Origin of the sequence: Rhodococcus sp. NBC_00297, assembly GCF_036173065.1 — a bacterium.
Taxonomy (GTDB): Bacteria; Actinomycetota; Actinomycetes; order Mycobacteriales; family Mycobacteriaceae; genus Rhodococcoides.
Window position 1 is genome coordinate 1,868,246 of the sequence record NZ_CP108041.1, and the last position, 21,178, is coordinate 1,889,423.

At 69.1% G+C, this 21,178-nt stretch carries 23 protein-coding genes; 8 read left to right on the forward strand and 15 right to left on the reverse strand.

Annotated features, from left to right (window positions below; all coding sequences use genetic code 11):
• Both OG947_RS08890 and OG947_RS08895 read left to right on the forward strand, forming a co-directional pair.
• Positions 1-588: a 5-oxoprolinase subunit B family protein gene (locus OG947_RS08890; RefSeq protein WP_442973123.1), complete on the forward strand. Its 588-nt coding sequence runs from the start codon at positions 1-3 to the stop codon at positions 586-588.
• Positions 588-1,433 (forward strand): biotin-dependent carboxyltransferase family protein, encoded by an 846-nt coding sequence (locus OG947_RS08895; RefSeq protein ID WP_222638867.1) that lies wholly within the window; start codon positions 588-590, stop codon positions 1,431-1,433. Before OG947_RS08890 ends, OG947_RS08895 begins: the two co-directional genes overlap by 1 nt.
• Here the strand turns inward: OG947_RS08895 and OG947_RS08900 are convergent, their stop codons facing one another.
• The 8 genes from OG947_RS08900 to OG947_RS08935 form a co-directional block, all read right to left on the reverse strand.
• The gene (locus tag OG947_RS08900) at positions 1,434-2,063 is read right to left on the reverse strand and encodes an SOUL family heme-binding protein (RefSeq protein WP_328813722.1); all 630 of its coding nucleotides are present in this window, start codon (positions 2,061-2,063) and stop codon (positions 1,434-1,436) included. It lies immediately after the preceding gene.
• A 46-nt stretch (positions 2,064-2,109) separates the two neighbouring features.
• Positions 2,110-2,946, reverse strand: coding sequence for a DUF4436 family protein (locus tag OG947_RS08905; RefSeq protein ID WP_328813723.1), 837 nt, complete (start codon positions 2,944-2,946; stop codon positions 2,110-2,112).
• A gap of 19 nt (positions 2,947-2,965) precedes the next feature.
• Positions 2,966-3,514, reverse strand: coding sequence for a dihydrofolate reductase family protein (locus OG947_RS08910; RefSeq protein ID WP_328813724.1), 549 nt, complete (start codon positions 3,512-3,514; stop codon positions 2,966-2,968).
• A 216-nt stretch (positions 3,515-3,730) separates the two neighbouring features.
• A complete protein-coding gene (gene rlmB / locus OG947_RS08915; RefSeq protein ID WP_027506446.1) occupies positions 3,731-4,687 on the reverse strand; it encodes a 23S rRNA (guanosine(2251)-2'-O)-methyltransferase RlmB in 957 nt (318 codons plus the stop codon).
• Positions 4,687-6,093 (reverse strand): cysteine--tRNA ligase, encoded by a 1,407-nt coding sequence (gene cysS, locus OG947_RS08920; RefSeq protein WP_328813725.1) that lies wholly within the window; start codon positions 6,091-6,093, stop codon positions 4,687-4,689. The genes rlmB and cysS overlap by 1 nt, the downstream gene beginning before the upstream one ends.
• An 11-nt stretch (positions 6,094-6,104) precedes the next feature.
• A complete protein-coding gene (gene ispF, locus OG947_RS08925; protein ID WP_027506448.1) occupies positions 6,105-6,617 on the reverse strand; it encodes a 2-C-methyl-D-erythritol 2,4-cyclodiphosphate synthase in 513 nt (170 codons plus the stop codon).
• A gap of 10 nt (positions 6,618-6,627) precedes the next feature.
• Positions 6,628-7,308, reverse strand: a complete 681-nt coding sequence (gene ispD, locus OG947_RS08930; protein WP_222633166.1) for a 2-C-methyl-D-erythritol 4-phosphate cytidylyltransferase — start codon at positions 7,306-7,308, stop codon at positions 6,628-6,630.
• Between the two features lie 7 nt (positions 7,309-7,315).
• On the reverse strand, positions 7,316-7,804 hold the full coding sequence (locus OG947_RS08935) for a CarD family transcriptional regulator (RefSeq protein ID WP_027506450.1): 489 nt from the start codon (positions 7,802-7,804) through the stop codon (positions 7,316-7,318).
• Positions 7,805-8,063: 259 nt separating this feature from the next.
• On the opposite strand from OG947_RS08935, the gene OG947_RS08940 reads away from it, so the two are divergent.
• From OG947_RS08940 to disA, 3 genes are all read left to right on the forward strand, one after another.
• Positions 8,064-8,648, forward strand: a complete 585-nt coding sequence (locus OG947_RS08940; protein ID WP_056443593.1) for a hypothetical protein — start codon at positions 8,064-8,066, stop codon at positions 8,646-8,648.
• Positions 8,649-8,701: 53 nt separating this feature from the next.
• Complete coding sequence (gene radA, locus OG947_RS08945; protein WP_328813727.1) at positions 8,702-10,123, forward strand: DNA repair protein RadA; 1,422 nt, start codon at positions 8,702-8,704, stop codon at positions 10,121-10,123.
• Between the two features lie 121 nt (positions 10,124-10,244).
• Positions 10,245-11,336 (forward strand): DNA integrity scanning diadenylate cyclase DisA, encoded by a 1,092-nt coding sequence (disA, locus tag OG947_RS08950; RefSeq protein WP_027506453.1) that lies wholly within the window; start codon positions 10,245-10,247, stop codon positions 11,334-11,336.
• Between the two features lie 204 nt (positions 11,337-11,540).
• Here disA and OG947_RS08955 read toward each other — a convergent pair whose 3' ends face one another.
• Positions 11,541-12,254, reverse strand: coding sequence for a hypothetical protein (locus OG947_RS08955; protein WP_056443587.1), 714 nt, complete (start codon positions 12,252-12,254; stop codon positions 11,541-11,543).
• 42 nt (positions 12,255-12,296) lie between these two features.
• Positions 12,297-12,989 carry a carbonic anhydrase gene (locus OG947_RS08960; RefSeq protein WP_051613514.1) on the reverse strand — a complete coding sequence of 231 codons (693 nt, stop codon included), beginning with the start codon at positions 12,987-12,989 and terminating at the stop codon, positions 12,297-12,299.
• 69 nt (positions 12,990-13,058) lie between these two features.
• Here OG947_RS08960 and OG947_RS08965 point away from each other — a divergent pair, with 69 nt between their 5' ends.
• Positions 13,059-13,931 carry an A/G-specific adenine glycosylase gene (locus OG947_RS08965; RefSeq protein ID WP_037186305.1) on the forward strand — a complete coding sequence of 291 codons (873 nt, stop codon included), beginning with the start codon at positions 13,059-13,061 and terminating at the stop codon, positions 13,929-13,931.
• On the opposite strand, the gene OG947_RS08970 is transcribed toward OG947_RS08965, so the two are convergent.
• Positions 13,863-14,651 (reverse strand): alpha/beta fold hydrolase, encoded by a 789-nt coding sequence (locus tag OG947_RS08970; RefSeq protein ID WP_328813728.1) that lies wholly within the window; start codon positions 14,649-14,651, stop codon positions 13,863-13,865. The genes OG947_RS08965 and OG947_RS08970 overlap by 69 nt on opposite strands.
• 36 nt (positions 14,652-14,687) lie before the next feature.
• On the opposite strand from OG947_RS08970, the gene OG947_RS08975 reads away from it, so the two are divergent.
• Together OG947_RS08975 and OG947_RS08980 are read left to right on the forward strand one after the other, a co-directional pair.
• On the forward strand, positions 14,688-15,014 hold the full coding sequence (locus tag OG947_RS08975; RefSeq protein WP_027506456.1) for an antibiotic biosynthesis monooxygenase family protein: 327 nt from the start codon (positions 14,688-14,690) through the stop codon (positions 15,012-15,014).
• A gap of 83 nt (positions 15,015-15,097) precedes the next feature.
• The gene (locus OG947_RS08980; protein WP_328813729.1) at positions 15,098-16,513 is read left to right on the forward strand and encodes a serine hydrolase; all 1,416 of its coding nucleotides are present in this window, start codon (positions 15,098-15,100) and stop codon (positions 16,511-16,513) included.
• Here the strand turns inward: OG947_RS08980 and OG947_RS08985 are convergent.
• The 4 genes from OG947_RS08985 to OG947_RS09000 form a co-directional block, all read right to left on the reverse strand.
• Positions 16,510-16,947: an OsmC family protein gene (locus OG947_RS08985; RefSeq protein WP_027506457.1), complete on the reverse strand. Its 438-nt coding sequence runs from the start codon at positions 16,945-16,947 to the stop codon at positions 16,510-16,512. The two genes, OG947_RS08980 and OG947_RS08985, sit on opposite strands and share 4 nt — an antisense overlap.
• 76 nt (positions 16,948-17,023) lie before the next feature.
• Complete coding sequence (locus tag OG947_RS08990) at positions 17,024-17,776, reverse strand: VOC family protein (protein WP_328813730.1); 753 nt, start codon at positions 17,774-17,776, stop codon at positions 17,024-17,026.
• A 103-nt stretch (positions 17,777-17,879) separates the two neighbouring features.
• A complete protein-coding gene (locus OG947_RS08995) occupies positions 17,880-20,414 on the reverse strand; it encodes an ATP-dependent Clp protease ATP-binding subunit (protein WP_027506459.1) in 2,535 nt (844 codons plus the stop codon).
• A gap of 388 nt (positions 20,415-20,802) precedes the next feature.
• Positions 20,803-21,156 (reverse strand): histone-like nucleoid-structuring protein Lsr2, encoded by a 354-nt coding sequence (locus tag OG947_RS09000; protein WP_222633172.1) that lies wholly within the window; start codon positions 21,154-21,156, stop codon positions 20,803-20,805.
• Between the last annotated feature and the right edge of the window lie 22 nt (positions 21,157-21,178).

The window sequence follows — 21,178 nt, forward strand, 5'->3', positions numbered from 1 at the left end:
ATCGCCCCGGCGGGCGACCGCGCCCTGCTGGTCGATCTCGACGACGTCCGCACAGTCGCGGCGCACCACGCCGGGTGGGCCGTCGGGCACCCGGGAATCGCCGAGATGATCCCCGCCGCCGCCACCGTGCTCGTGATCCTCACCGAGGACGCGGAACCCGCACGGGTGTCGGCGTGGCTCCGCGAGACGCCACCGGCGCAGGTGCTCGGCTACTCCGGTGAGACGATCACGATCGACGTCCGATACGACGGGCCCGATCTCGACGAGGTCTGTGCGACAACGGGACTGGACATCGTCGCCGTGCACACCGGTCAGGTGTGGACCGCCGCGTTCTGCGGCTTCTCCCCCGGCTTCGCGTACCTGGTCGGTTCCGATCCGTTGTCGATCCCGCGCCGCGCCGATCCGCGCACCTCGGTGCCGGCGGGATCCGTGGCGCTGGCCGGCGAGTACACCGGGGTGTACCCGACCTCGTCGCCCGGCGGGTGGCAGATCATCGGCAGCACCGACGCGGCGCTGTGGGACGTGAACCGGGACGACCCCGCGCTGCTCGCGCCCGGCACGCGCGTGCAGTTCCGCGCGGTGACGTGATGCTCGAGGTATCGGCAACCGGGCCGCTGACGACTGTGCAGGATCTCGGACGCACCGGGTGGTCCTCGCTCGGCGTCGGCACGTCCGGCGCAGCCGATCGACGCTCGCACGACGCGGCGAATCGGTTGGTGGGGAACACGATCGACGCCGCGACGCTCGAGGTGACACTCGGCGGACTGGTGCTGCGCGCACGCACCGCGGTGGTTCTGGCGGTGACGGGGGCTCCGACCCCGTTCACGGTGGACGGCGTACCGCAGGGGCACGGCGCCGTGGTCGTGGTGGGGTCGGGCGCCGAGATCCGCCTCGACTGGGCACCGGTGGGACTGCGCACGTACGTCGCCGTCCGCGGCGGCATCGACGTGCCCCGGGTTCTCGGGAGCCGATCGACCGACTCCCTGTCCGGTATCGGGCCCGAGCGAGTGGCGCCCGGCGCCGTGCTGCCGATCGGTCACGACGCCGAGGACTGGCCCGGGGTCGACGTGAATCCTTACCCGTTCGAGCACCGTACGACCCTGCGGGTGATTCCCGGCCCGCGCGCGGACCGGTTCACCGACGACGCGCTCGACCTGCTGCTCGCCCAACCTTGGACGGTGCGGACGGATTCGGACCGCGTCGGCATGAAACTCCAGGGCGCCGAGCCACTGTCGCGATCGCGGGAGGACGAACTCCCGAGCGAGGGCATGGTGACCGGCGCACTGCAGGTACCGCCGTCGGGACTGCCCGTGTTGTTCCTCGTCGACCATCCGGTGACCGGCGGCTACCCGGTGATCGCCGTCGTGGTGTCGGCGGACCTCGGATCCGCGGCGCAGTGTGCGCCGGGACAGACGATCCGCTTCAGTGTCTGATCATCGGGAGACAGGAACGGCGATCTCGTTGCGGCGGCGGAACGACACCGTCCAGGGCGGGTCGTAGAACCAGGACATCGGCTCGCCGGTCGTGTCGATGCCGCGGGACTTCAGGATCTCCAGCAGCTCCGTGGTGCGCTCGGCCACGGCCTGCGCACCGCGGTCACCGCTGAACCGCAGCACCGCCACCGTCTCGGCCGGCACCTCCACCAGGCGCACCCGATCGTCCTTCGGCGCCGGCAGAGTGTCCATCGTCCATCGCGACGGCATGAAGAACCGGACGACCCATCCCTCGTCGCTCGCGGCGCGCGACACGGGTGCGGTCATCGCGATGGTCTGCCCGCGCGACGCCGACTGCCCAACGGGAGCCGTCATCGCGATCCTGTCGGATCCCTGATTGCCCCCGAAGATGTACCCGGCCAGCCGGCGGAAGCCTTCGTTACGGGCGCGTTCCTCGTCGGCGTCCACGACGGTCTCCGCCGCGATCCGGGGTTCGTATCGGCGAATCTCGACCGCCCCCGTGAGCGACTCGGTGGTGTGGGGTGGTTCCTCGGTACCCACCCGAACCCCCACGATTCCCAGTGCGGCCTCGGCCACCTGTGTCACCGTCGTCCTCAGCCGCTCGATCATGACTCGACGGTACGCGCGGACGAGCCCCACCCCGGTCGCGCTCGACCTAGGGACCCTGGCGCCACCACGCGACGACGTAGAGCACCATCGCCGTCACCAGACCCGCCACCACCCACAGCACCACGGTGTAGTCGACCCACGACCCGATCGGCGGGGCGCCGGGGAACAGGTTGCGGATGGGCAGCACCGCGAAGAGCGTCACCGCGAACCACGTCATGATCGGCGGCAGGAACTGCTTGCGGCGGCGCAGCGTCTGGATCGACACGAACAGCGTGCACGACGGCAGGACGACGAGCACGACACAGATCGCGATGTCGAAGATCGTGGTGCCCACCGTGCGCGCGACACGGATGTCGAAGGCCTGCGCCGAGGAGGAGTCGATGTCGACGGCCTCGACACTCCACGATGTGAGGGAGTCCGTCACCACGATCTCCGACGGCACGGCCACCCGTCCGGTGGCTGCGTTCGAGAACACTCGCACCTGGATCGACGACGCGTCGTAGGTGTCGAACGGCCATCGCCGGATGTCGCCGTCCGCGTACAGGGAGACCGGGAGCGGGCCCACACGGGTCCCACTGGGGAACGTCAGGGTGCCGGCGCTCGCGGTCGGCGTCACGTCGACGATCAGGTCGTCGACCAGGTTGCCGTCGGCATCGGTCAACTCGGTCCCCGGATACACGGACACGCGGGCGTCGAGCGAGAAGTTCTCACCGGAGACGGTGTCCACGTCGAGGTAGACGAGCGCGGCGTCGGGTGCGGCCTCACGGAGATCGGGGCCGTTCGGCGGGCTCCCCAGCGCGTAGGTGAGCACCACCGCGACGTACGCGGCGATCACCACGGCCACCAGGACCACACCGCGCACTCTGCGACCCGCCGCTGTCATGGACAGATGATGACAGGACTCAGGTCTGCGCGTGCGGTTCCACGACGTCGTACTCCGCGCAGAGGAACGCGCCGTTGCGCGCGAAGTCCACGAGTCGGAGATCGAACCGACGCGGGAACAGCGGCCTGCCGGCACCGAGAGTGACCGGCGCGATCGAGACGACGATCCGGTCCAGGTGGCCGGCCTCGGCGAACTGTGCTGCCAGGTCACCGCCCCCAACGATCCAGACGTCCTTGCCGTCGGCCGAGTCCTCGATCGCCGGCCACAGGTCGGCCACGTCCCCCGCAGCGAATCGAACGTCGTGCTCGGAGTCCGCGAAGTCTCGATGGGTCACCACCCAGGCCGGCATGTCGTACGTCCACGCCTCACCGGTCGACGCGTTGTGCTCGAGGACCCAGGCGTAGGTCGTGGCTCCCATGACGATCGCGCCGATGTCCGCGATGAAGTCGCCGTAGTTCATCGGGCCGTACTCGTCGATGTCCTGACGGAAGAGCCACTCGAGAGAGTCGTTCTCGTCGGCGAGGTAGCCGTCGAGGGTGCTGGCGGTGAAGTAAGTGCTCCGGGTCACAGGACGATTCTGCACCCGACCACCGACACCGATCGAGCTTGCGGCCGGGCACGTTGCGGGGGGTGTGCACACCCTCTCCGGTGAGCGCACACCCCTCGCCGCCGGCTGCAGAGAGTGTGCGGTTCAGGCAAGGGGTGTGCGCACCCCATCCGACCCAGACTGGCGCTCAGCTGCCGGCCCCGTTCATCGAGTCGGTCCGCGTCCACTGAGCCGGGTTCAGCCCCGGCGCTGCCGTGCGATGCCCGCGAGCACGACACCCGCTGCGACGGACGCGTTGAGCGACTCCACCGGACCGGCCATGGGGATCGACAGGATGCTGTCGCAGTTGTCGCGGACGAGGCGGGACAGACCCTTGCCCTCGGACCCGACGACCACCACGATCGGCCCGGTGCCGTCGAAGTCGTCCAGCGAGGTATCGCCGTCGGCGTCGAGACCGACGACCATGACACCCTTGTCGGCCCAATCCTTCAGCGTCCGAGTCAGATTGGTCGCACGGGCGACGGGGAGACGCGCTGCCGCGCCGGCACTGGTGCGCCACGCGACGGCCGTGACACTCGCGCTGCGTCGCTGCGGGATGACCACGCCGTGTCCACCGAATGCTGCGACCGACCGGACGACGGCACCGAGGTTGCGGGGGTCGGTGATGTTGTCGAGAGCGACCAGCAGCGGCGGCTCCTGACGCTGGCGCGCCTGCGAGAGGAGATCGTCGGGGTGGGCGTACCGGTACGGCGGCACCTGGAGCGCGATGCCCTGGTGCATGCCGTTGGCACTCATCCGATCGAGATCGGTGCGGGAGACCTCCAGGATCGAGATGCCCTTGTCCGCGGCGATCTGGACGCTCTCCTTCAGCCGATCGTCGGCCTCGGTGCCCGACGCGACGTACAGCGCCGTCGCCGGCACTCCCGCGCGCAGGCACTCCAGCACCGGGTTGCGGCCCAGCACGTTCTCCGGACCGTCCTCGGTCTTGCGGACCGGCGGACGGCCGCGACCCGAACCGGACGCGTCCCGGCTGGTCGGCCGTGCGCGCCGGGCGTGCTTGGTGCGCTCGGCCGCCGGCGGGGTCGCTCCGCGGCCCTCGAGGCCCTTGCTGCGCTTGCCGCCGGACCCGACGGTCTGGCCCTTCTTGGTGCCGGTCTTGCGCACCGCTCCGCGTCGACTCGAATTGCCTGCCATTACTTCTCCGTGCCTTCCGGCTGTGCGATCGACCATTCCGGGCCGTTCGGGGTGTCGGTGACCTCCACGCCCGCACGGGCGAGGCGGTCACGAATACGGTCGGCCGTCGGCCAGTCCTTGCCTGCCTTGGCGGCGCTGCGCAGCTCGAGGTCGTCCGCGATGAGCAGATCGAGCGCCGCCCGTTCCGCCGACGCGTCGGCCGAGCCGGACGCCCAGTGCGGATCGAGGGGATCCACGCCGAGGATCGACGTCATGGCGCGGACGGACGACGCGGCCTCGACGGCCTCGTCCAGCTTCCCCGCGGCCAACGCACTGTTGCCCTCGCGGCGGAGTCCGTGGATCTCGGCGAGCGCCTTGGGCACCGAGAGATCGTCGTCGAGCGCCTCGGCGAACGCGGGCGTCCAGGTACCGATCGGCACCTCGCCCGCGCGCTCCGCGGTCTTCGTCACGAACGCCTCGATGCTCCGGTACGCCGATGCCGCTTCCTGCAGTGCCTCGGCCGAGTACTCGAGCATTGACCGGTAGTGCGCGCTGCCGAGGTAGTAGCGCAGTTCCTGCGGACGCACGGTCTCGAGCATCGTCGGGATCGAGACGACGTTGCCGAGCGACTTCGACATCTTCTCGCCGCTCATGGTGACCCAGCCGTTGTGCAGCCAGTACTGCGCGAAACCGTCTCCCGCTGCGCGGGACTGGGCCAGCTCGTTCTCGTGGTGCGGGAACACCAGATCCAGTCCACCGCAATGGATGTCGAACGCGGACCCGAGGTAGGTCTCCGCCATCGCGGAGCACTCGATGTGCCACCCGGGGCGGCCGGGTCCCCACGGGGTGGGCCACGACGGCTCGCCGGGCTTGGCCGTCTTCCACAGCGTGAAGTCGCGCGGATCGCGCTTGCCCGCACCGACGCTCTCACCCTGGTGGACGTCGTCGAGCCTGTGCCCGGACAGAGCGCCGTACTCGCCCCAGCTCCGCACGTCGAAGTAGACGTCGCCGGCGGCCGCGTACGCGTGACCCGCGTCGATCAACCGACCGATCAGCTCGACCATCTGCGTGATGTGACCCGTGGCGCGCGGTTCGGCCGACGGGGGAAGCACACCGAGGGCGTCGTAGGCCGCGCTGAAGGAGCGCTCGTACGTCGCCGCCCACTCCCACCACGGACGGCCGGCGTCGGCGGCCTTGTTCAGGATCTTGTCGTCGATGTCGGTGACGTTGCGGACGAAGGCGACGTCGTAGCCGGCGGCCGTCAGCCACCGCCGAAGGACGTCGAACGCGACGCCGCTGCGCACGTGACCGATGTGGGGATGCCCCTGGACCGTGGCCCCGCACAGATACACCGAGGCGTGTCCGGGGGCCAGCGGAGTGAACTCACGCACGGCCCTGGTCGCGGTGTCGTAGAAGCGCAGGGTCACGACGGCCGATCCTACCGGGGATTCGACTCGCCCTGTACCACGCGAGCGTCGTCCGGGACCGCACTCTCCAGCACGAGAGCGGTGGCGATCGCGGCCACACCCTCGCCGCGGCCGGTCAGGCCGAGCCCGTCGGTCGTGGTGGCCGAGACGGAGACGGGCGCCCCCAGGATGTTCGTGAGCAGTGTCTGCGCCTCCACCCGACGTGGGCCGACGCGCGGACGATTGCCGATGACCTGGACCGCGGCGTTGCCCACGCGCATCGAGTGCTGCGCGAGCAGTTCGCGGACGTGCATCAGCATGGTGGCGCCGCTGACGCCGTCCCATTCGGGGCGACCCGTGCCGAACACCGAGCCCAGATCTCCCAGACCGGCCGCGGACAGCAGCGCGTCGCAGAGTGCGTGCGCCGCGACGTCGCCGTCGGAATGCCCGGCACAGCCGTCGGCGTCCTCGAACAACAGTCCGGCGATCCAGCACTCACGCCCCACCTCGACGGGGTGGACGTCGGAACCGATCCCTACGCGCATGGTCTCCCTCTCACGACTGTGTCCGGCGGGCGACGAGTGCGCGAGCCAGGACCAGATCCATCGGGGTGGTGATCTTGAAGGCCTCGGCGTCGCCGACGACCGTGTGCACGTCGACTCCCAGACGTTCGACCAGGCCGGCGTCGTCGGTGGCCGTCTCGGGAAAGGAATCGTAGGCACGCCTCAGGGTCACCCCGTCGAATCCCTGCGGCGTCTGCACCGAGCGCAGCGTGGCCCGGTCGACCGTTCCGGTGACCACACCGGCGGCATCGACGGACTTCATCGTGTCGACGACGGGCAGCACCGGCACCACGGCCGACGCGCCGGCGCCGACCGCCTCGACGACGCGGGTGATCAGGCTCGGCGGCGTCAGGCAGCGTGCGGCGTCGTGCACGAGCACGATGTCCGCCGCACCGGCCACTGCCAGGCCGGCCCGCACCGAATCGGTGCGCTCGGCTCCGCCGACGACGACGTCCACCGGCAGGACGCAGGACTCGACCAGACGAGAGGTCGTGTCCTGCAGAATGTTCGGGACCACCACCACGACACGAGAAAGGGCGCCGGAGGCAGACAGGCCGTCCAGCGCCCACTCGAGCAGAGTGCGTCCCGCGAGTTCCACGAACGCCTTTGGCATGTTCTCCCCGAGGCGAACGCCCGATCCGGCTGCCGGAACGAGCGCGACGACGTCCGTCACACGCGCGTCAGGACGCCGCGGCCAGAACCTCGTCCAGCATGGAGTCCGCCCTGACTTCGTCGGTTCCCTCGGCGAGTGCGAGCTCGCCGACCAGAATCTGACGTGCCTTCGCCAGCATGCGCTTCTCACCAGCGGACAGGCCGCGGTCCTGCTCACGACGCCACAGATCGCGCACGACCTCGGCCACCTTGTTCACGTCACCCGACGCGAGCTTCTCCAGGTTGGCCTTGTACCGGCGCGACCAGTTGGTGGGCTCCTCGGTGTGCGGCGCGCGGAGAACCTGGAACACCTTGTCCAGACCCTCCTGGCCGACGACGTCCCGGACACCCACGTACTCGGCGTTGTCGGCAGGAACTCGAACGGTGAGATCACCCTGGGCTACCTTGAGAACGAGGTATTCCTTGGCCTCGCCCTTGATGGTGCGTGTCTCGATATTTTCGATCAGCGCCGCTCCGTGGTGCGGGTAAACGACGGTGTCTCCGACCTTGAAAATCATGTGTTCGGTGCCCCTTTCGATATGGCCAGTTTAACACGCCTCCGATCCGGGGTCGTTCCAACGGTGCAGGTCAGGGGCACAGGGCTGGTGGGGACGCTCTTGACAGGGGGCGGGATACATGTATCGAGCAGGCTGTTCGGCCCGCGGCGGCACCGACTGGCGTCACCCGATCCACACGTCCGGACGGCGAACTACTACGCTGCGTGGTGGTGGCCGCCCGTCGGCACAACTCTCGATGACGACCAGTGGAGGACGACCAGTGACCGCATCTACCGCCCGGATCCGGCCGGCCCGAGTCGCGACCGGCGTCGCGCTCGCTCTCGGCACGGTGATCAGCCTCTCCGCGTGCAGCGCCGGGCAGATCTCCCAGACGGCGACGCAGGTCGCCGCGGTCAACGGCAACGGCGCGGACCAGGGCACCGTCTCCCTGCGCAACGTGCACGTCGCCTACCCCTCCTCCGACGAGTTCGTGCTCGAGCCCGGTGGCCGCGCGGAGCTGATCTTCACGGCGATCAACACCAGCGAGACCACACCGGACCGCATCACCGGCATCGAGACCGAGGGTGCGGCCGAGGTCGTCGTCACCGGTGCCACCGGTGGCACCTCCATCGAGATCCCGGCGCAGGCGTCCGTCGCGTCCGGAGTGCCCGCGGACCAGGACCCCACCGCCCCCGAGGGGTCGCAGTCCATCACCGCCGTGATGGAGGACCTCTCCGAGAACGTGCGCCCCGGACTCACCGTCCCGGTCACCTTCACGTTCCAGCAGGCCGGCGACGTCACCGTCAGCGTGCCCGTCGATCCGGGCCCCGTCACCCCGCGCCTCGACGAAGAGGCCAACGGCTGACGGTCCCCCGTCGGCCGAGCATTCCTGTCGGTAGACACCTCTAGTCTTCGCGAGTGGCCAAGACTCGTACCAGTTATCGCTGTTCGGCCTGTCAGCACACCGTGGCCAAGTGGGTCGGCCGCTGCCCCGAGTGCGAGACGTGGGGCTCGATGGACGAGGTCACCCTCCTCGCCTCCGTGTCGTCCCGCCCGGGTGCGAGCGCCGTTCGGGCGGGCGGCGCGTCGATGATCCCGACGTCGCCGGCACTTCCGCTCACACAGGTCTCCAGCACGTCCTCCATCGCCCGTCCCACCGGGGTCGACGAGCTCGACCGCGTGCTCGGCGGCGGCATCGTGCCCGGCTCGGTGGTGCTGCTCGCGGGTGAACCGGGCGTCGGCAAGTCCACCCTCCTGCTCGAGGTGGTCAAGCAGTGGGCCGAGCGCAGCCCGCAGGACATCGCGCTCTACGTCACGGGTGAGGAGTCGGCGGGGCAGGTGCGTCTGCGCGCCGACCGGACGGGCGCCGTGCACGAGCGCGTGTTCCTCGCCGCGGAGAACGACCTGGCCACCATCTTCGGCCACGTCGACCAGGTCGTGCCCACCCTCGTCGTCGTCGACTCCGTGCAGACCATGCAGGCGTCCGACGTGGACGGCGTCATCGGCGGCGTCACCCAGGTCCGTGCCATCACCTCGGCGCTGACGTCCCTCGCCAAGGGCAGCGGCACGGCCGTCATCCTCGTCGGCCACGTCACGAAGGACGGCGCGGTCGCCGGGCCGCGCTCGCTCGAGCACCTCGTCGACGTCGTCCTGCACTTCGAGGGCGACAAGCACTCCACCCTGCGCATGGTCCGGGGCGTCAAGAACCGCTTCGGCGCCGCCGACGAGGTGGGCTGCTTCGAACTGCGCGAGGGCGGCATCCACGGCGTCAGCGATCCGTCCGGCCTGTTCCTGCACCACCGCGCCGACTCGGTCCCCGGCACCGCCGTCACCGTCACGATGGACGGCAAGCGGGCCCTGCTCGCGGAGGTCCAGGCGCTCGTCGCGCCGTCGCACATGCCCACGCCCCGCCGGGCCGTCAGCGGTCTGGACGCCGCCCGGGTGTCGATGATCCTCGCGGTCCTCGAACGTCGCTGCGGCGTGCAGCTCAGCAGCCGGGAGGTCTACGCCGCCACCATCGGCGGTATGCGGACCACCGAGCCCGTCGTCGATCTCGCGTTGGCACTCGCGGTCGCCTCCGCGGCCCGTGACACCGCCCTGCCCCCGGGAATGGTGGTGCTCGGCGAGGTGGGGCTGGCCGGAGAGGTCCGGCGCGTGGTCGGCGTCGACCGGCGCCTCGCCGAGGCCGCGCGGCTGGGGTTCACCTCCGCGATCGTCCCGTCCGACCAGCGTCGCGGCGTGAAGGACGACACGGCCGGAGATCCACCGGGCATGCGGGTCGTCCGGGTCACCGACGTCGCCGGCGCGATGCAGGGGGCCTTCGAGCGACGACGGAAGTAGACCACTCGACCCGCGGACGGAACGCCGGTGCGGTGAGTACCGGTACCCTGACTCTGCACCACCGGCAACCGGGAACGACGTGGGAGGGGGACCAGTGACCGACACCGTGACGACTCCGGACATCTCCCTCGGCTTCCCGGTACCCCATTCGTCCCTGCGTGACGCCATCGCCGACCTCGCCCCGGGCACCACGTTGCGCGACGGTCTCGAGCGCATCCTGCGTGGCCGCACCGGCGGACTGATCGTCCTCGGGTACGACGAACAGGTCGAGAGCATCTGCGACGGCGGCTTCGATCTCGATGTCGAGTTCGCCCCCACCCGGCTCCGCGAACTGTCCAAGATGGACGGCGCCGTCGTGTTGTCCACCGACGGTTCGCGCATCGTCCGCGCCAACGTGCAGCTCGTCCCCGACCACACCATCCCCACGGTCGAGTCCGGTACCCGCCACCGGGCCGCCGAGCGCACCGCGATCCACACCGGCTACCCCGTGGTGTCCGTCAGCCAGTCGATGAGCATCCTCAGCGTCTACGTCGGCGGAACCCGGCACGTCATCGAGGGTTCCGCGACCATCCTGTCCCGCGCCAACCAGGCCGTGGCCACCCTCGAGCGGTACAAGGCGCGCCTCGACGAGGTCAGCCGTCAACTGTCCGTGACGGAGATCGAGGACTCGGTGACGTTGCGCGACGCGCTCACCGTCGCGCAGCGCCTCGAGATGGTCCGGCGCGTGTCCGTCGAGATCGAACAGAACGTTCTCGAGCTCGGTATCGACGGGCGCCAGCTCGCCCTGCAGCTCGAAGAACTGGTGGGCGACAACGACTCCGCGCGCCAACTCGTCGTCCGCGACTACCTCGCCGGCACCGACACACCCACCACCGCGGCCGTCGAACGCTCCCTCGCGGCACTCGACCGGCTCACCGACGTCGACCTGCTCGACCTCACGGTGATCGCTCGTGCCTTCGGCTACCCCGGCACCATCGAGGCGCTCGACGCACCGATGAGTCCCCGCGGGTACCGGTTGCTCACCCGCGTTCCGCGGCTGCAGTTCACGCAGATCCACCGACTGGTCGGGCACTTCGGCACCCTGCAGACACTGCTGGCCGCCACCGCAGCCGACCTGCAGTCCGTCGAGGGCATCGGTGGGCTGTGGGCCCGGCACATCAGAGAAGGCCTGTCCCGCATGGCCGAGGCCAGCATCTCGGGGCCCTTCGATTAATCGGCCGGCCTCCGGCCTTCCCGTTCGATTGATCGGCCGGCCTCCGGCCTTCCCGTTCGACTGATCGGCCGGCTCCCGGCCTTCCCGTTCGACTAATCGGCCGGTCTTCCCGGAGGGGTTTCGTGTTCGCGCTGCGACTGCAGCACCTGCCGGAACGCGGAACTGCCGCGGGAACCGACCTCGCTGAGGCGGAACGGACGTGCGCTACGTGATGTTGAACGTCTCCGGCGCGCTGCGCAGCTGGCCGAGCTGGCCGACCACGCTGTATCCGCCGGGTCCCACCGGGTTCCGCGGCGCCGCGCACCCGGGCTCGGAGGTGGTCGCGGACCACTTCACGGCGAACGGCGCCTGCTCACCGGGCTGCAGCGTGCGGATGTCGGGAGTCGTGGTGGGGAAGCAGTCGACGTTCGACCAGAGTCGCTGCCCCTCCAGCGTGTAGACCAGCACCTGCTGCAGACCCGAACCCAGATCGCGCTCGCACGCCGAGGTTCCGATGTTGGTGACGACGACGGTGAACGCCGGCTCCTGCCCCGCGGGGTAGGACGGCTGATCGGGCGAGGCCTTCACGGCGAGAGACTGATCCGCGCACTGACCGGGAGCGACGGGCGCAGAGGACGTCGTGGCGGACGTGGACGTCGCCGACGACGAGGACGCGGCGTCTCCGCCCCCGCCGCCACCACCGGAACCTCCTGCCGGAGCTGAGCCTCCGGTCGCGGACGCGTCGGGGCGGTACGTCGTGGCAGCGGACGGTGCGAGCGAGGCGGACGCCGCGGTGGACTCGGAATCCTGCGACCCGCCACCGGCGAGCGACACCACCAGCCACACCACGAGTCCGATGACCACCACTGCGCCACCGATCGCGAGCGCGCGGCGTCGCCAGTAGATCTCGGGAGGCAAGGGTCCGTTCGGCTCGAGCACAGGTCAACCGTATGTGCCGACGCGGTGACCGAGCGGCACCTACTACGGCGTGTCGCTCGCCGTCGCTGACGAGGTGAGCAGATCACTCGCATCGGTGCGGTCGGTCGACCCCATCTCGACGTGTCCGATGTCGCCCAGCGCGCCCTGGAACTCCACCTTGCCCTCGGCCAGCTTGTACGTCAGGCCGACGATGGCGAGTTTTCCCGCGGCGACGCGCTTCTCGAGGATCGACGACCGATCGATCAGCAGCTTCCCGGTCTCGAGGACGTGGCGCGCCTCGACGTCGTCGGCGCGCGTGTACCCCAGTCGGTGGGCGTTGAGGACGGACGGCGTGACCCGCTCGACGATGTCGCGGATGAAGCCACCGGGGACGGTGCCCTCGTCCAGCGCGTTGATGGTCGCCTTGACGGCGCCACAGCTGTCGTGGCCGAGAATGACGATCAGGGGCGCTTCGAGGACCTCGGCGCCGAACTCCAGGGAACCCAGAACGGCCGAGTCGACGACCTGGCCGGCCGTGCGGACGACGAACATGTCGCCGAGGCCCTGGTCGAAGATGATCTCGGCTGCCACCCGGGAATCGGAGCACCCGAAGACGATCGCGGTGGGGTGTTGACCGTCGACGAGCGACGCGCGGTGATCCACCCCCTGGCTGGGATGCTCCGGGCGGCCGTCGACGAAACGGCGATTACCCTCGACGAGTGCGTTCCATGCTGAGCGGGGACTCGAATTAGGCATGGCCTCATTGTTACCGAAACATGAGTCACCTGCCGGTGGCGGCCCCGACTTCCGGGAAGGATCACAGACATGGACAGCGAGGTTCTGGTCTCGTGGTACCGACGCGAGGCCAGGGATCTGCCCTGGCGCCGTAGCGGTGTCAGCGGGTGGCAGATCCTGATGAGCGAGGTGATGCTGCAGCAGACTCCGGTGGCGCGGGTCGCTCCGATCTGGGTCGAGTGGGTACAGCGATGGCCGGTGCCGTCCGCCATGGCCGCGTCATCGCGGGCCGACGTCCTGCGGGCCTGGGGCAAGCTCGGCTATCCCCGTCGCGCCGCACGCCTGCACGACTGCGCCGCCGTCCTCGCCGAGCACCACGGCGACGAGACGCCGTCGGATGTCGAGACGCTGCTGACCCTGCCGGGTGTCGGGGCGTACACCGCGCGCGCCGTCGCCTGCTTCGCCTACGGGCAGCGGGTCCCCGTCGTCGACACCAACGTGCGGCGCGTCGTCGCCCGTGCGGTCCACGGCCGCGCCGAGCCCGGAAACCCCAGCACCACACGAGATCTCGCAGACACCGAGGCCTTGCTGCCCGAGGACGTCGCCACCGCGGCCACTCTGTCGGCGGCACTGATGGAGCTCGGCGCCGTCATCTGCACCGCACGCAATCCCGCCTGCGCGGACTGCCCGCTCCCGTCGTGCGCGTGGGTCGAGGCCGGTCGGCCGGCGCACGACGGACCGCCGAGGAAGGTGCAGAAGTTCGCCGGAACCGATCGGCAGGTGCGCGGAAAACTGATGGACGTACTGCGCTCCACGATGGGTCCGGTGGAGAAGTCCGAGCTCGATCTGGTGTGGACGACCGATCCCGGCCAACGTGACCGTGCCCTGAACTCGCTACTGGTCGACGGGCTCGTCGAGCAGACGTCCGCCGGCGCCTTCGCGCTCGCCGGGGAGGGCTCGTAGGAACGACTCGACAGCGCACCGGTACTCCCCCGGCCGATCGTCGTGCACCAGATGCCCGGCGCCGGCGACCACCTCGTACGTCGAGTCGTGATGCAGTGCAGCCATTCTCGCCATCTGACCCGCTGGAGTGACCGTGTGCTCCGCCTCGAGCAGCAGCGCGGGAGCACGCACTGCTCGCCACTCGTCCCAGAAGTCGCGTCGTCCCCATTCGTCCGAGATCGCCGCGAACGTGTCCACGTCTCCGTGCAGGTGCAGCCCGTCCGGCGTCCGCTCGAAGGAGTCGAGGAAGTACTGCCCCGCGACGTCACCGAAGTACGCCAGAACCGCGGCCTCGTCGGGGAACGGCTGGGGCCACGCACGGATGACGGCGGCCCACCCGTCGGAGGTGCGACCGCGGAAGTCGGGAGCCATGTCCTCGACGACGATCCCGCGCACCCGATCCGGTTCGCGCGCCGCGAGGCACCACGCGTGGAGCGCGCCCATGGAGTGACCGATCAGGATCACGGACTCGAACGGCGCCAGCGCCTCGCGCAGCTCGTCGACGAACGCCTCGGTGGTGAGGGTCGCCGGAGCAGCACGCCCGTGTCCCGCCGCCCGGGCGGCGAGGACGTGGCCGTGCTCCCGCAACCAGGGCACCTGCCGCCGCCACGTGTCCGGGCCGCCCATCAGGCCGTGCAGCAGCACGAGGGGCACTCCGGAGCCGCCGTGGTCGTCCAGCATCGCTCGACCGTAACCGTCGCAGGTAGCCTCGGGTCCATGCCAGTGGTCAAGATCAACGCCATCGAGGTGCCCGAGGGCGCCGGCCCCGAACTCGAGAAGCGCTTCGCCGCCCGCGCCGGATCGGTCGACGGCTCACCCGGTTTCCTCGGTTTCCAGTTGCTCCGCCCGGTCAAGGGCGAGAGCCGCTACTTCGTCGTCACGCAGTGGGAGGACGAGGAGTCGTTCCAGGCCTGGTCGGGTGGACCGGCTCGCGAGGCCCATTCCGGTGAGCGGGCGAAGCCGGTCGCCTCGGGTGCCTCGTTGCTGGAGTTCGACGTCGTCCTGGACGTTCCGGCCCGTCGAGACGGACCGGCCGACCGGTAAACCCGGACATGGCTGTAGGTAAGGTCGGTTCTTCACGGCAGTTCGAGCCACAGCAGTTCGAGCGGGAACGAGGTCGGCGACACATGCCCACGTCACGCAGGTACGCCATTCTGGCCGCTGCCGTCACCGCGACTCTCACGCTCGCCGGATGCTCCGCAGGCGTCGATCCGCTGCTCGAGTCGGGAGCCGCGCGCGGCGACGGATCCACGACGGAACCCGCCGACACGACCGCTGCCCCGGCCGCCGGCGCGCCGATCACGGCGGTCACCGACACCGTCCTCGGTTGGATCACGACGCCGGACCCCACCACGCTCGACCCGGCCGCGATCGACTCCTTCGCGGCGCCCGAGCTGGCGCAGGCACTGGCTCAGGTCGGCGGGCTGCTCGGTCCCGTCGCGCAGATCCTGGCGAGTGGACCCCTCACCGTGGGCGAACGGACCGAGGACGGCCTCGAGTCCACCGTGCAACTGAGCACCGGCCGGAACGCGCCCGTGACGCTGCGACTGCGCGCCACCGAGGACGGCCTGCTGTCCGGGATCCAGGCTCTGCCCGACACCGAGGGCGTCGACTCCTTCGCCTCGTCGGACGCCGCGCTCACCGCTCTCGGTGCCCGCACGTCCTACGTCGCCTCCCGCGTCACCGACGGCACCTGTACTCCCGTTCACAGCCTGAACGCGGACGACTCCCTGCCGCTCGCCTCCGTCGCGAAGCTGTACGTGCTCGGCGCGGTCGCGCGGGCCGTCGACAACGGGACGCTGTCGTGGGACGAGCAGTTGACCGTGACCGACGCACGCAAGTCGGCCCCGTCGGGACAGTTGCAGTTCGCTCCCGAGGGAACACCGGTGACGGTGCGCGAGGCGACCGACGCGATGATCGCGATCAGCGACAACACGGCCACCGATCTGCTGATGGATCGCATCGGACGGGACGCGGTCGAGTCCGAGGTCACCATCATGGGCGCCGCGAATCCTGCGGCGCTGACGCCCTTTCCGACGACACGCGAGTTCTTCGTGCTCGGGTGGGGACGGCCGGACCTGCGGGCGCAGTGGCGCGACGCCGACACGCAGACCCGCCGCGACATCCTGGCCGGTATCGAGAATCGCACCATCGACAGCGAACCCGTCGATCCGGTGACCGCCGACCTCGACTACCAGGGCATCGCGACGAGGCCCGGTACGCCGGACGGAGTCGAGTGGTTCGGCAGCGCGAACGACATCTGCCGCGCGTACGCGGCGTTGATCACGGGTCCGCAGATCGACGTCGTGCGCCAGGTCCTCGCGCTGAACCCCGGCGCCGAGGTCGATCCCGCTCGCTGGCCGTACGTCGCCTACAAGAACGGCAACGCCGCGGGCGACGTGTCCGGGTCGTGGTTGCTGACGGATGCGACGGGCCAGGACTGGGTGGTGGCCACCCAACTGCAGTCCGACGAGGCGATCGGCCCCCTGGACAACGCCTACGCGTTCGCCGTCGTCCAGGGGACGTTCGAGCTGTTGCGTTAGCTCTCGAGAGCGGCGTCGAGCGTGATCTCGACGCCCGTCAGGGCCTTGCTCACCGGGCAGGTCTCCTTGGCGTTCTGCGCTGCCTTCGCGAAGCCGTCGGCGTCCAGACCGTCGACCTCACCGCGCACCGTGATCGTGATGCCGGTCAGCTTGAAGCCGACCTCGTCCGGTCCGAGCGACACCTCGGCGGTGACGTCGAGGCTCTGCGGAGTGCCACCGGCCTCGGCGATGACGGCCGAGAGCTGCATGGCGTAGCAGGACGAGTGCGCTGCGGCGATGAGCTCCTCGGGGCTGGTGGTGCCGCCCGCGTCGTCCGCCGCACGCTTGGGGAACGACACGTCGTACGTGCCGACCTTCGAGCTGGAGAGCTCGACCTGTCCCGAGCCTTCCTCGAGTGAACCGTTCCATGCTGTCCGTGCTGTACGAGTAGGCATCAGCCATCCTTGTCGCTGGGGAACTCTTGACTCGTTCAGAGTATCCAGCGGCTGTCGACTTCGAACCGATGCCAGGTCAGACGCTCGGGTCGACGGCGATCACCGCAAGGACGTTGCCGGACGGGTCGGTGAACCACGCGATGTCCGGGCCGTTCCCCCGCATGACACCCTTGTCGTCCTGCGGTGCCCCGTCGTATCGGACGAACTCGACACCTCGCGCTGTGAGGTCGGCGACCGTGGCGTCGATGTCACGCGTCGGGATGTTCAGCACGGTGTGCGTGGCCGGTACGTGATCCGGCTTGGGGTAGGCGAGCATGCTGGTGCGTCGGTCGATGCGAATCCAGGAAGTACCCATCTCGGACGGCAGTACGCGCATGCCCAGGACATTGCGGTAGAAGCGCGTGGTGTCCTCCATGTCTCGGACCGCGATGCCGGAGAACGGCGTCGTCGGAGCGCCCATCTGCGCTTCCATCTCGTCCCGCAGACGGACCAGCTGGATCCAGTTGCCGTCGGGATCCTTCGCGGTGGCGAACAGGTCCCCGTCGCGGCTCTCGAGGGGACTCACCCACTCGCCGCCGAGCGCGTCGATTCGACCGGCGACCGCCTCCGGGTCGTCCGGTTCCACGTTCAGGACGACGCGCGCACCCTCTCGATTCGGGCCCGTCACGTCGTCACGCTTGTCGAACATGACGAAGAAGCCGTCGAGGTCGATCACGGTGTACGGGCCCATCGACATCGGCGGCGCCTCGCACACCTCCCCGTACCACCGGGCGAGCGCTTCGGGATCGGGGCTGGACAGGAGCATCGAGTTCACGGTTGCAGTAGCCATACCGGTACAGACCGGGCGGTGCGGCCGAACTCATCGCGAGAGACACCACGAACGCAGAACGGGCGAGACCCGTGAGGGTCCCGCCCGTTGCCGTGCGTACGTACTACTCGGAGCTCTCGCCCGACTTCGCCAGGTCGACGGTCAACTCGTCGGGAAGGCTGATCGGCTTCTTCTCGCCGCGGAAGGTGAAGACTGCGTCCTCGCCCTGTCCTTCGCCGTCCCAGTTGTCGACGTCGACCAGCACGATCTGACCCGGCTCGATCTCGCCGAACAGGATCTTCTCGGACAGCTGGTCCTCGATCTCGCGCTGGATCGTGCGACGCAGCGGACGCGCACCCAACACCGGGTCGAATCCACGCTTCGCCAGGAGCGCCTTGCCCTTGTCCGTGACCTCGATGGCCATGTCCTTGTTCTTGAGCGCAACCTCCACTCGCGCCAGCATGAGATCGACCATCTGGATGATCTCGTCCTTGGTGAGCTGGTGGAAGACGACGATGTCGTCGATGCGGTTCAGGAACTCGGGGCGGAAGTGCTTCTTCAGCTCGTCGTGCACCTTGAGCTTCATGCGCTCGTAGTTGGAGCCACTGCCCTCACCCGAGGAGAAGCCCAGCCCGACGGCCTTGGAGATGTCCGACGTACCGAGGTTCGAGGTGAAGATCAGCACGGTGTTCTTGAAGTCGACCGTACGACCCTGACCGTCTGTGAGACGGCCGTCCTCGAGCACCTGCAGGAGCGTGTTGTAGATCTCCTGGTGCGCCTTCTCGATCTCGTCGAACAGCACCACGGAGAACGGCTTGCGGCGCACCTTCTCGGTGAGCTGGCCACCCTCTTCGTAGCCCACGTATCCGGGGGGCGCACCGAACAGACGCGATGCGGTGAACCGGTCGTGGAACTCGCCCATGTCGATCTGGATGAGCGCGTCGTCCTCGCCGAACAGGAAGTTCGCCAGAGCCTTCGACAGCTCCGTCTTACCCACACCGGACGGGCCGGCGAAGATGAACGAGCCGGACGGACGCTTCGGGTCCTTCAGTCCTGCGCGGGTACGGCGGATGGCCTTCGAGACCGCCTTGACCGCCTCGACCTGGCCGATGATGCGCTTGTGGAGTTCGTCCTCCATGCGCAGGAGACGCGTGGTCTCCTCCTCGGTCAGCTTGAACACGGGGATGCCGGTCCAGTTGCCCAGGACCTCGGCGATCTCGTTGTCGTCGACCTCGGCGATGACGTCGAGGTCTCCGCTACGCCACTGCTTCTCGCGCTCGGCACGCTGCGCGACGAGCTGCTTCTCCTTGTCGCGCAGGTTGGCGGCCTTCTCGAAGTCCTGCGCGTCGATCGCGGACTCCTTCTCCCGACGAGCATCGGCGATCTTGTCGTCGAAGTCGCGCAGGTCCGGCGGCGCCGTCATCCGACGGATGCGCATGCGCGCGCCCGCCTCGTCGATGAGGTCGATCGCCTTGTCCGGCAGGAAGCGGTCGTTGATGTACCGGTCGGCCAGGGTCGCGGCCGCCACGAGCGCGCTGTCGGTGATCGAGACGCGGTGATGCGCCTCGTACCGGTCGCGCAGACCCTTGAGGATCTCGATCGTGTGATCGACCGACGGCTCGCCGACCTGCACCGGCTGGAAGCGACGCTCGAGGGCCGCGTCCTTCTCGATGTACTTGCGGTACTCGTCGAGCGTGGTGGCACCGATGGTCTGGAGCTCACCACGAGCGAGCTTCGGCTTCAGGATGGAGGCCGCGTCGATCGCGCCCTCGGCAGCACCCGCGCCGACGAGCGTGTGCAGCTCGTCGATGAACAGGATGATGTCGCCGCGGGTGTTGATCTCCTTGAGCACCTTCTTCAGGCGCTCCTCGAAGTCACCGCGGTACCGGCTGCCGGCGACGAGCGAGCCCAGGTCCAGCGTGTAGAGCTGCTTGTCCTTGAGCGTCTCGGGAACCTCGCCGTTGACGATCGCCTGCGCGAGGCCCTCGACGACGGCGGTCTTGCCGACGCCGGGCTCACCGATGAGCACCGGGTTGTTCTTGGTACGGCGGCTCAGCACCTGCATGACGCGCTCGATCTCCTTCGCGCGTCCGATCACCGGGTCGAGCTTGCCCTCGAGTGCGGCCTGCGTGAGGTTGCGGCCGAACTGGTCGAGCACCAGCGACGTGGACGGTGTGCCCGCCTCGCCGCGGCTGCTGCCGGACTCGCTGGGCTCCTTGCCCTGGTATCCCGACAGGAGCTGGATGACCTGCTGGCGCACGCGGTTGAGATCGGCGCCGAGCTTGACCAGCACCTGCGCAGCCACACCCTCGCCCTCACGGATGAGGCCGAGCAGGATGTGCTCAGTGCCGATGTAGTTGTGTCCGAGCTGCAGCGCCTCACGCAGGCTGAGCTCGAGGACCTTCTTGGCACGCGGAGTGAACGGGATGTGCCCGGACGGTGCCTGCTGGCCCTGGCCGATGATCTCCTCGACCTGGCTGCGTACACCTTCGAGGGAGATCCCGAGCGACTCCAGAGACTTCGCCGCCACGCCTTCACCCTCGTGGATGAGACCCAGCAGGATGTGCTCCGTGCCGATGTAGTTGTGGTTGAGCATCCGGGCCTCTTCTTGGGCCAGGACGACGACGCGCCGTGCGCGGTCGGTGAACCTCTCGAACATCGCTCTCCCTCACACTGATGACGGGGCAGGCGTCGGACCCTCTAGTCCGAACCTCGAGCCCGACTCTCACTCTAGTTGCCGTGACCTTCGAGTGCCGCTCCGCCGGGGAAGTTCATCCGACGGCGAACGGTGGCTCCCACGCCCTCGGCGCGTCCATCGGGACGACACCGGCACCCTTGTATGCAGTCACAACGCACGACACCGGAGATTCGTTACCACGAGCGACAGCGGATTCACCGTTCCCGCCTTCGCCCGCAGCGAACGGCCTACTCCTGATCGGCACCCACGGCAATGGGTCGGCGTGATGAGACGTGACGGACATTCCGCCCATCCATTGGAGTTATTGTCATTCAATCGAATGACAATGACTCCGACAGACAGGACAGAATCACGAAGAAAGTTCCCAGGCCCGCACGATCTCGGACGATATGCGGCCCCGCGCGCTGATCTCGAAACCTTGCGTGCGCGCCCATTCCCGTATTGCAGCACTGCGCGCCCGATCGGCCGCTCCGCGTGTCCGCGTGCCCCCGGACGAGCTCGCGGCCGACCCTCCCCCGGTCGTCCGCGTCGACACCCGCCGCGCGTGCTGGATCCACTGATCCATGACTTTCCGCAGCTCATCGGCGTTCGAGTTGGACAGATCCAACTCGAACCACGTGCCGTCCAACCCGATCGACACCGTCTCGTCAGCCGGCACGTTGTCGACGTCGTCGACCAGCGTGACCGTCACCTTCTTGACCATTCGACGCATTCCCCCCTCCGAA

Bases quoted from the DNA above. Each gene is read 5' to 3' on its own strand.
- OG947_RS08960 (WP_051613514.1), bottom strand. From the start codon at position 12,989: ATGCCTAATTCGAGTCCCCGCTCAGCATGGAACGCACTCGTCGAGGGT.
- OG947_RS08900 (WP_328813722.1), bottom strand. From the start codon at position 2,063: ATGATCGAGCGGCTGAGGACGACGGTGACACAGGTGGCCGAGGCCGCA.
- OG947_RS08985 (WP_027506457.1), bottom strand. From the start codon at position 16,947: ATGCCTACTCGTACAGCACGGACAGCATGGAACGGTTCACTCGAGGAA.
- OG947_RS08980 (WP_328813729.1), top strand. From the start codon at position 15,098: ATGCCCACGTCACGCAGGTACGCCATTCTGGCCGCTGCCGTCACCGCG.
- rlmB (WP_027506446.1), bottom strand. From the start codon at position 4,687: ATGGCAGGCAATTCGAGTCGACGCGGAGCGGTGCGCAAGACCGGCACC.
- OG947_RS08895 (WP_222638867.1), top strand. From the start codon at position 588: ATGCTCGAGGTATCGGCAACCGGGCCGCTGACGACTGTGCAGGATCTC.
- OG947_RS08965 (WP_037186305.1), top strand. From the start codon at position 13,059: ATGGACAGCGAGGTTCTGGTCTCGTGGTACCGACGCGAGGCCAGGGAT.
- OG947_RS08995 (WP_027506459.1), bottom strand. From the start codon at position 20,414: ATGTTCGAGAGGTTCACCGACCGCGCACGGCGCGTCGTCGTCCTGGCC.
- OG947_RS08970 (WP_328813728.1), bottom strand. From the start codon at position 14,651: ATGCTGGACGACCACGGCGGCTCCGGAGTGCCCCTCGTGCTGCTGCAC.
- OG947_RS08975 (WP_027506456.1), top strand. From the start codon at position 14,688: ATGCCAGTGGTCAAGATCAACGCCATCGAGGTGCCCGAGGGCGCCGGC.
- OG947_RS08935 (WP_027506450.1), bottom strand. From the start codon at position 7,804: ATGATTTTCAAGGTCGGAGACACCGTCGTTTACCCGCACCACGGAGCG.
- ispF (WP_027506448.1), bottom strand. From the start codon at position 6,617: ATGCGCGTAGGGATCGGTTCCGACGTCCACCCCGTCGAGGTGGGGCGT.
- OG947_RS08905 (WP_328813723.1), bottom strand. From the start codon at position 2,946: ATGACAGCGGCGGGTCGCAGAGTGCGCGGTGTGGTCCTGGTGGCCGTG.
- OG947_RS09000 (WP_222633172.1), bottom strand. From the start codon at position 21,156: ATGGTCAAGAAGGTGACGGTCACGCTGGTCGACGACGTCGACAACGTG.
- OG947_RS08990 (WP_328813730.1), bottom strand. From the start codon at position 17,776: ATGGCTACTGCAACCGTGAACTCGATGCTCCTGTCCAGCCCCGATCCC.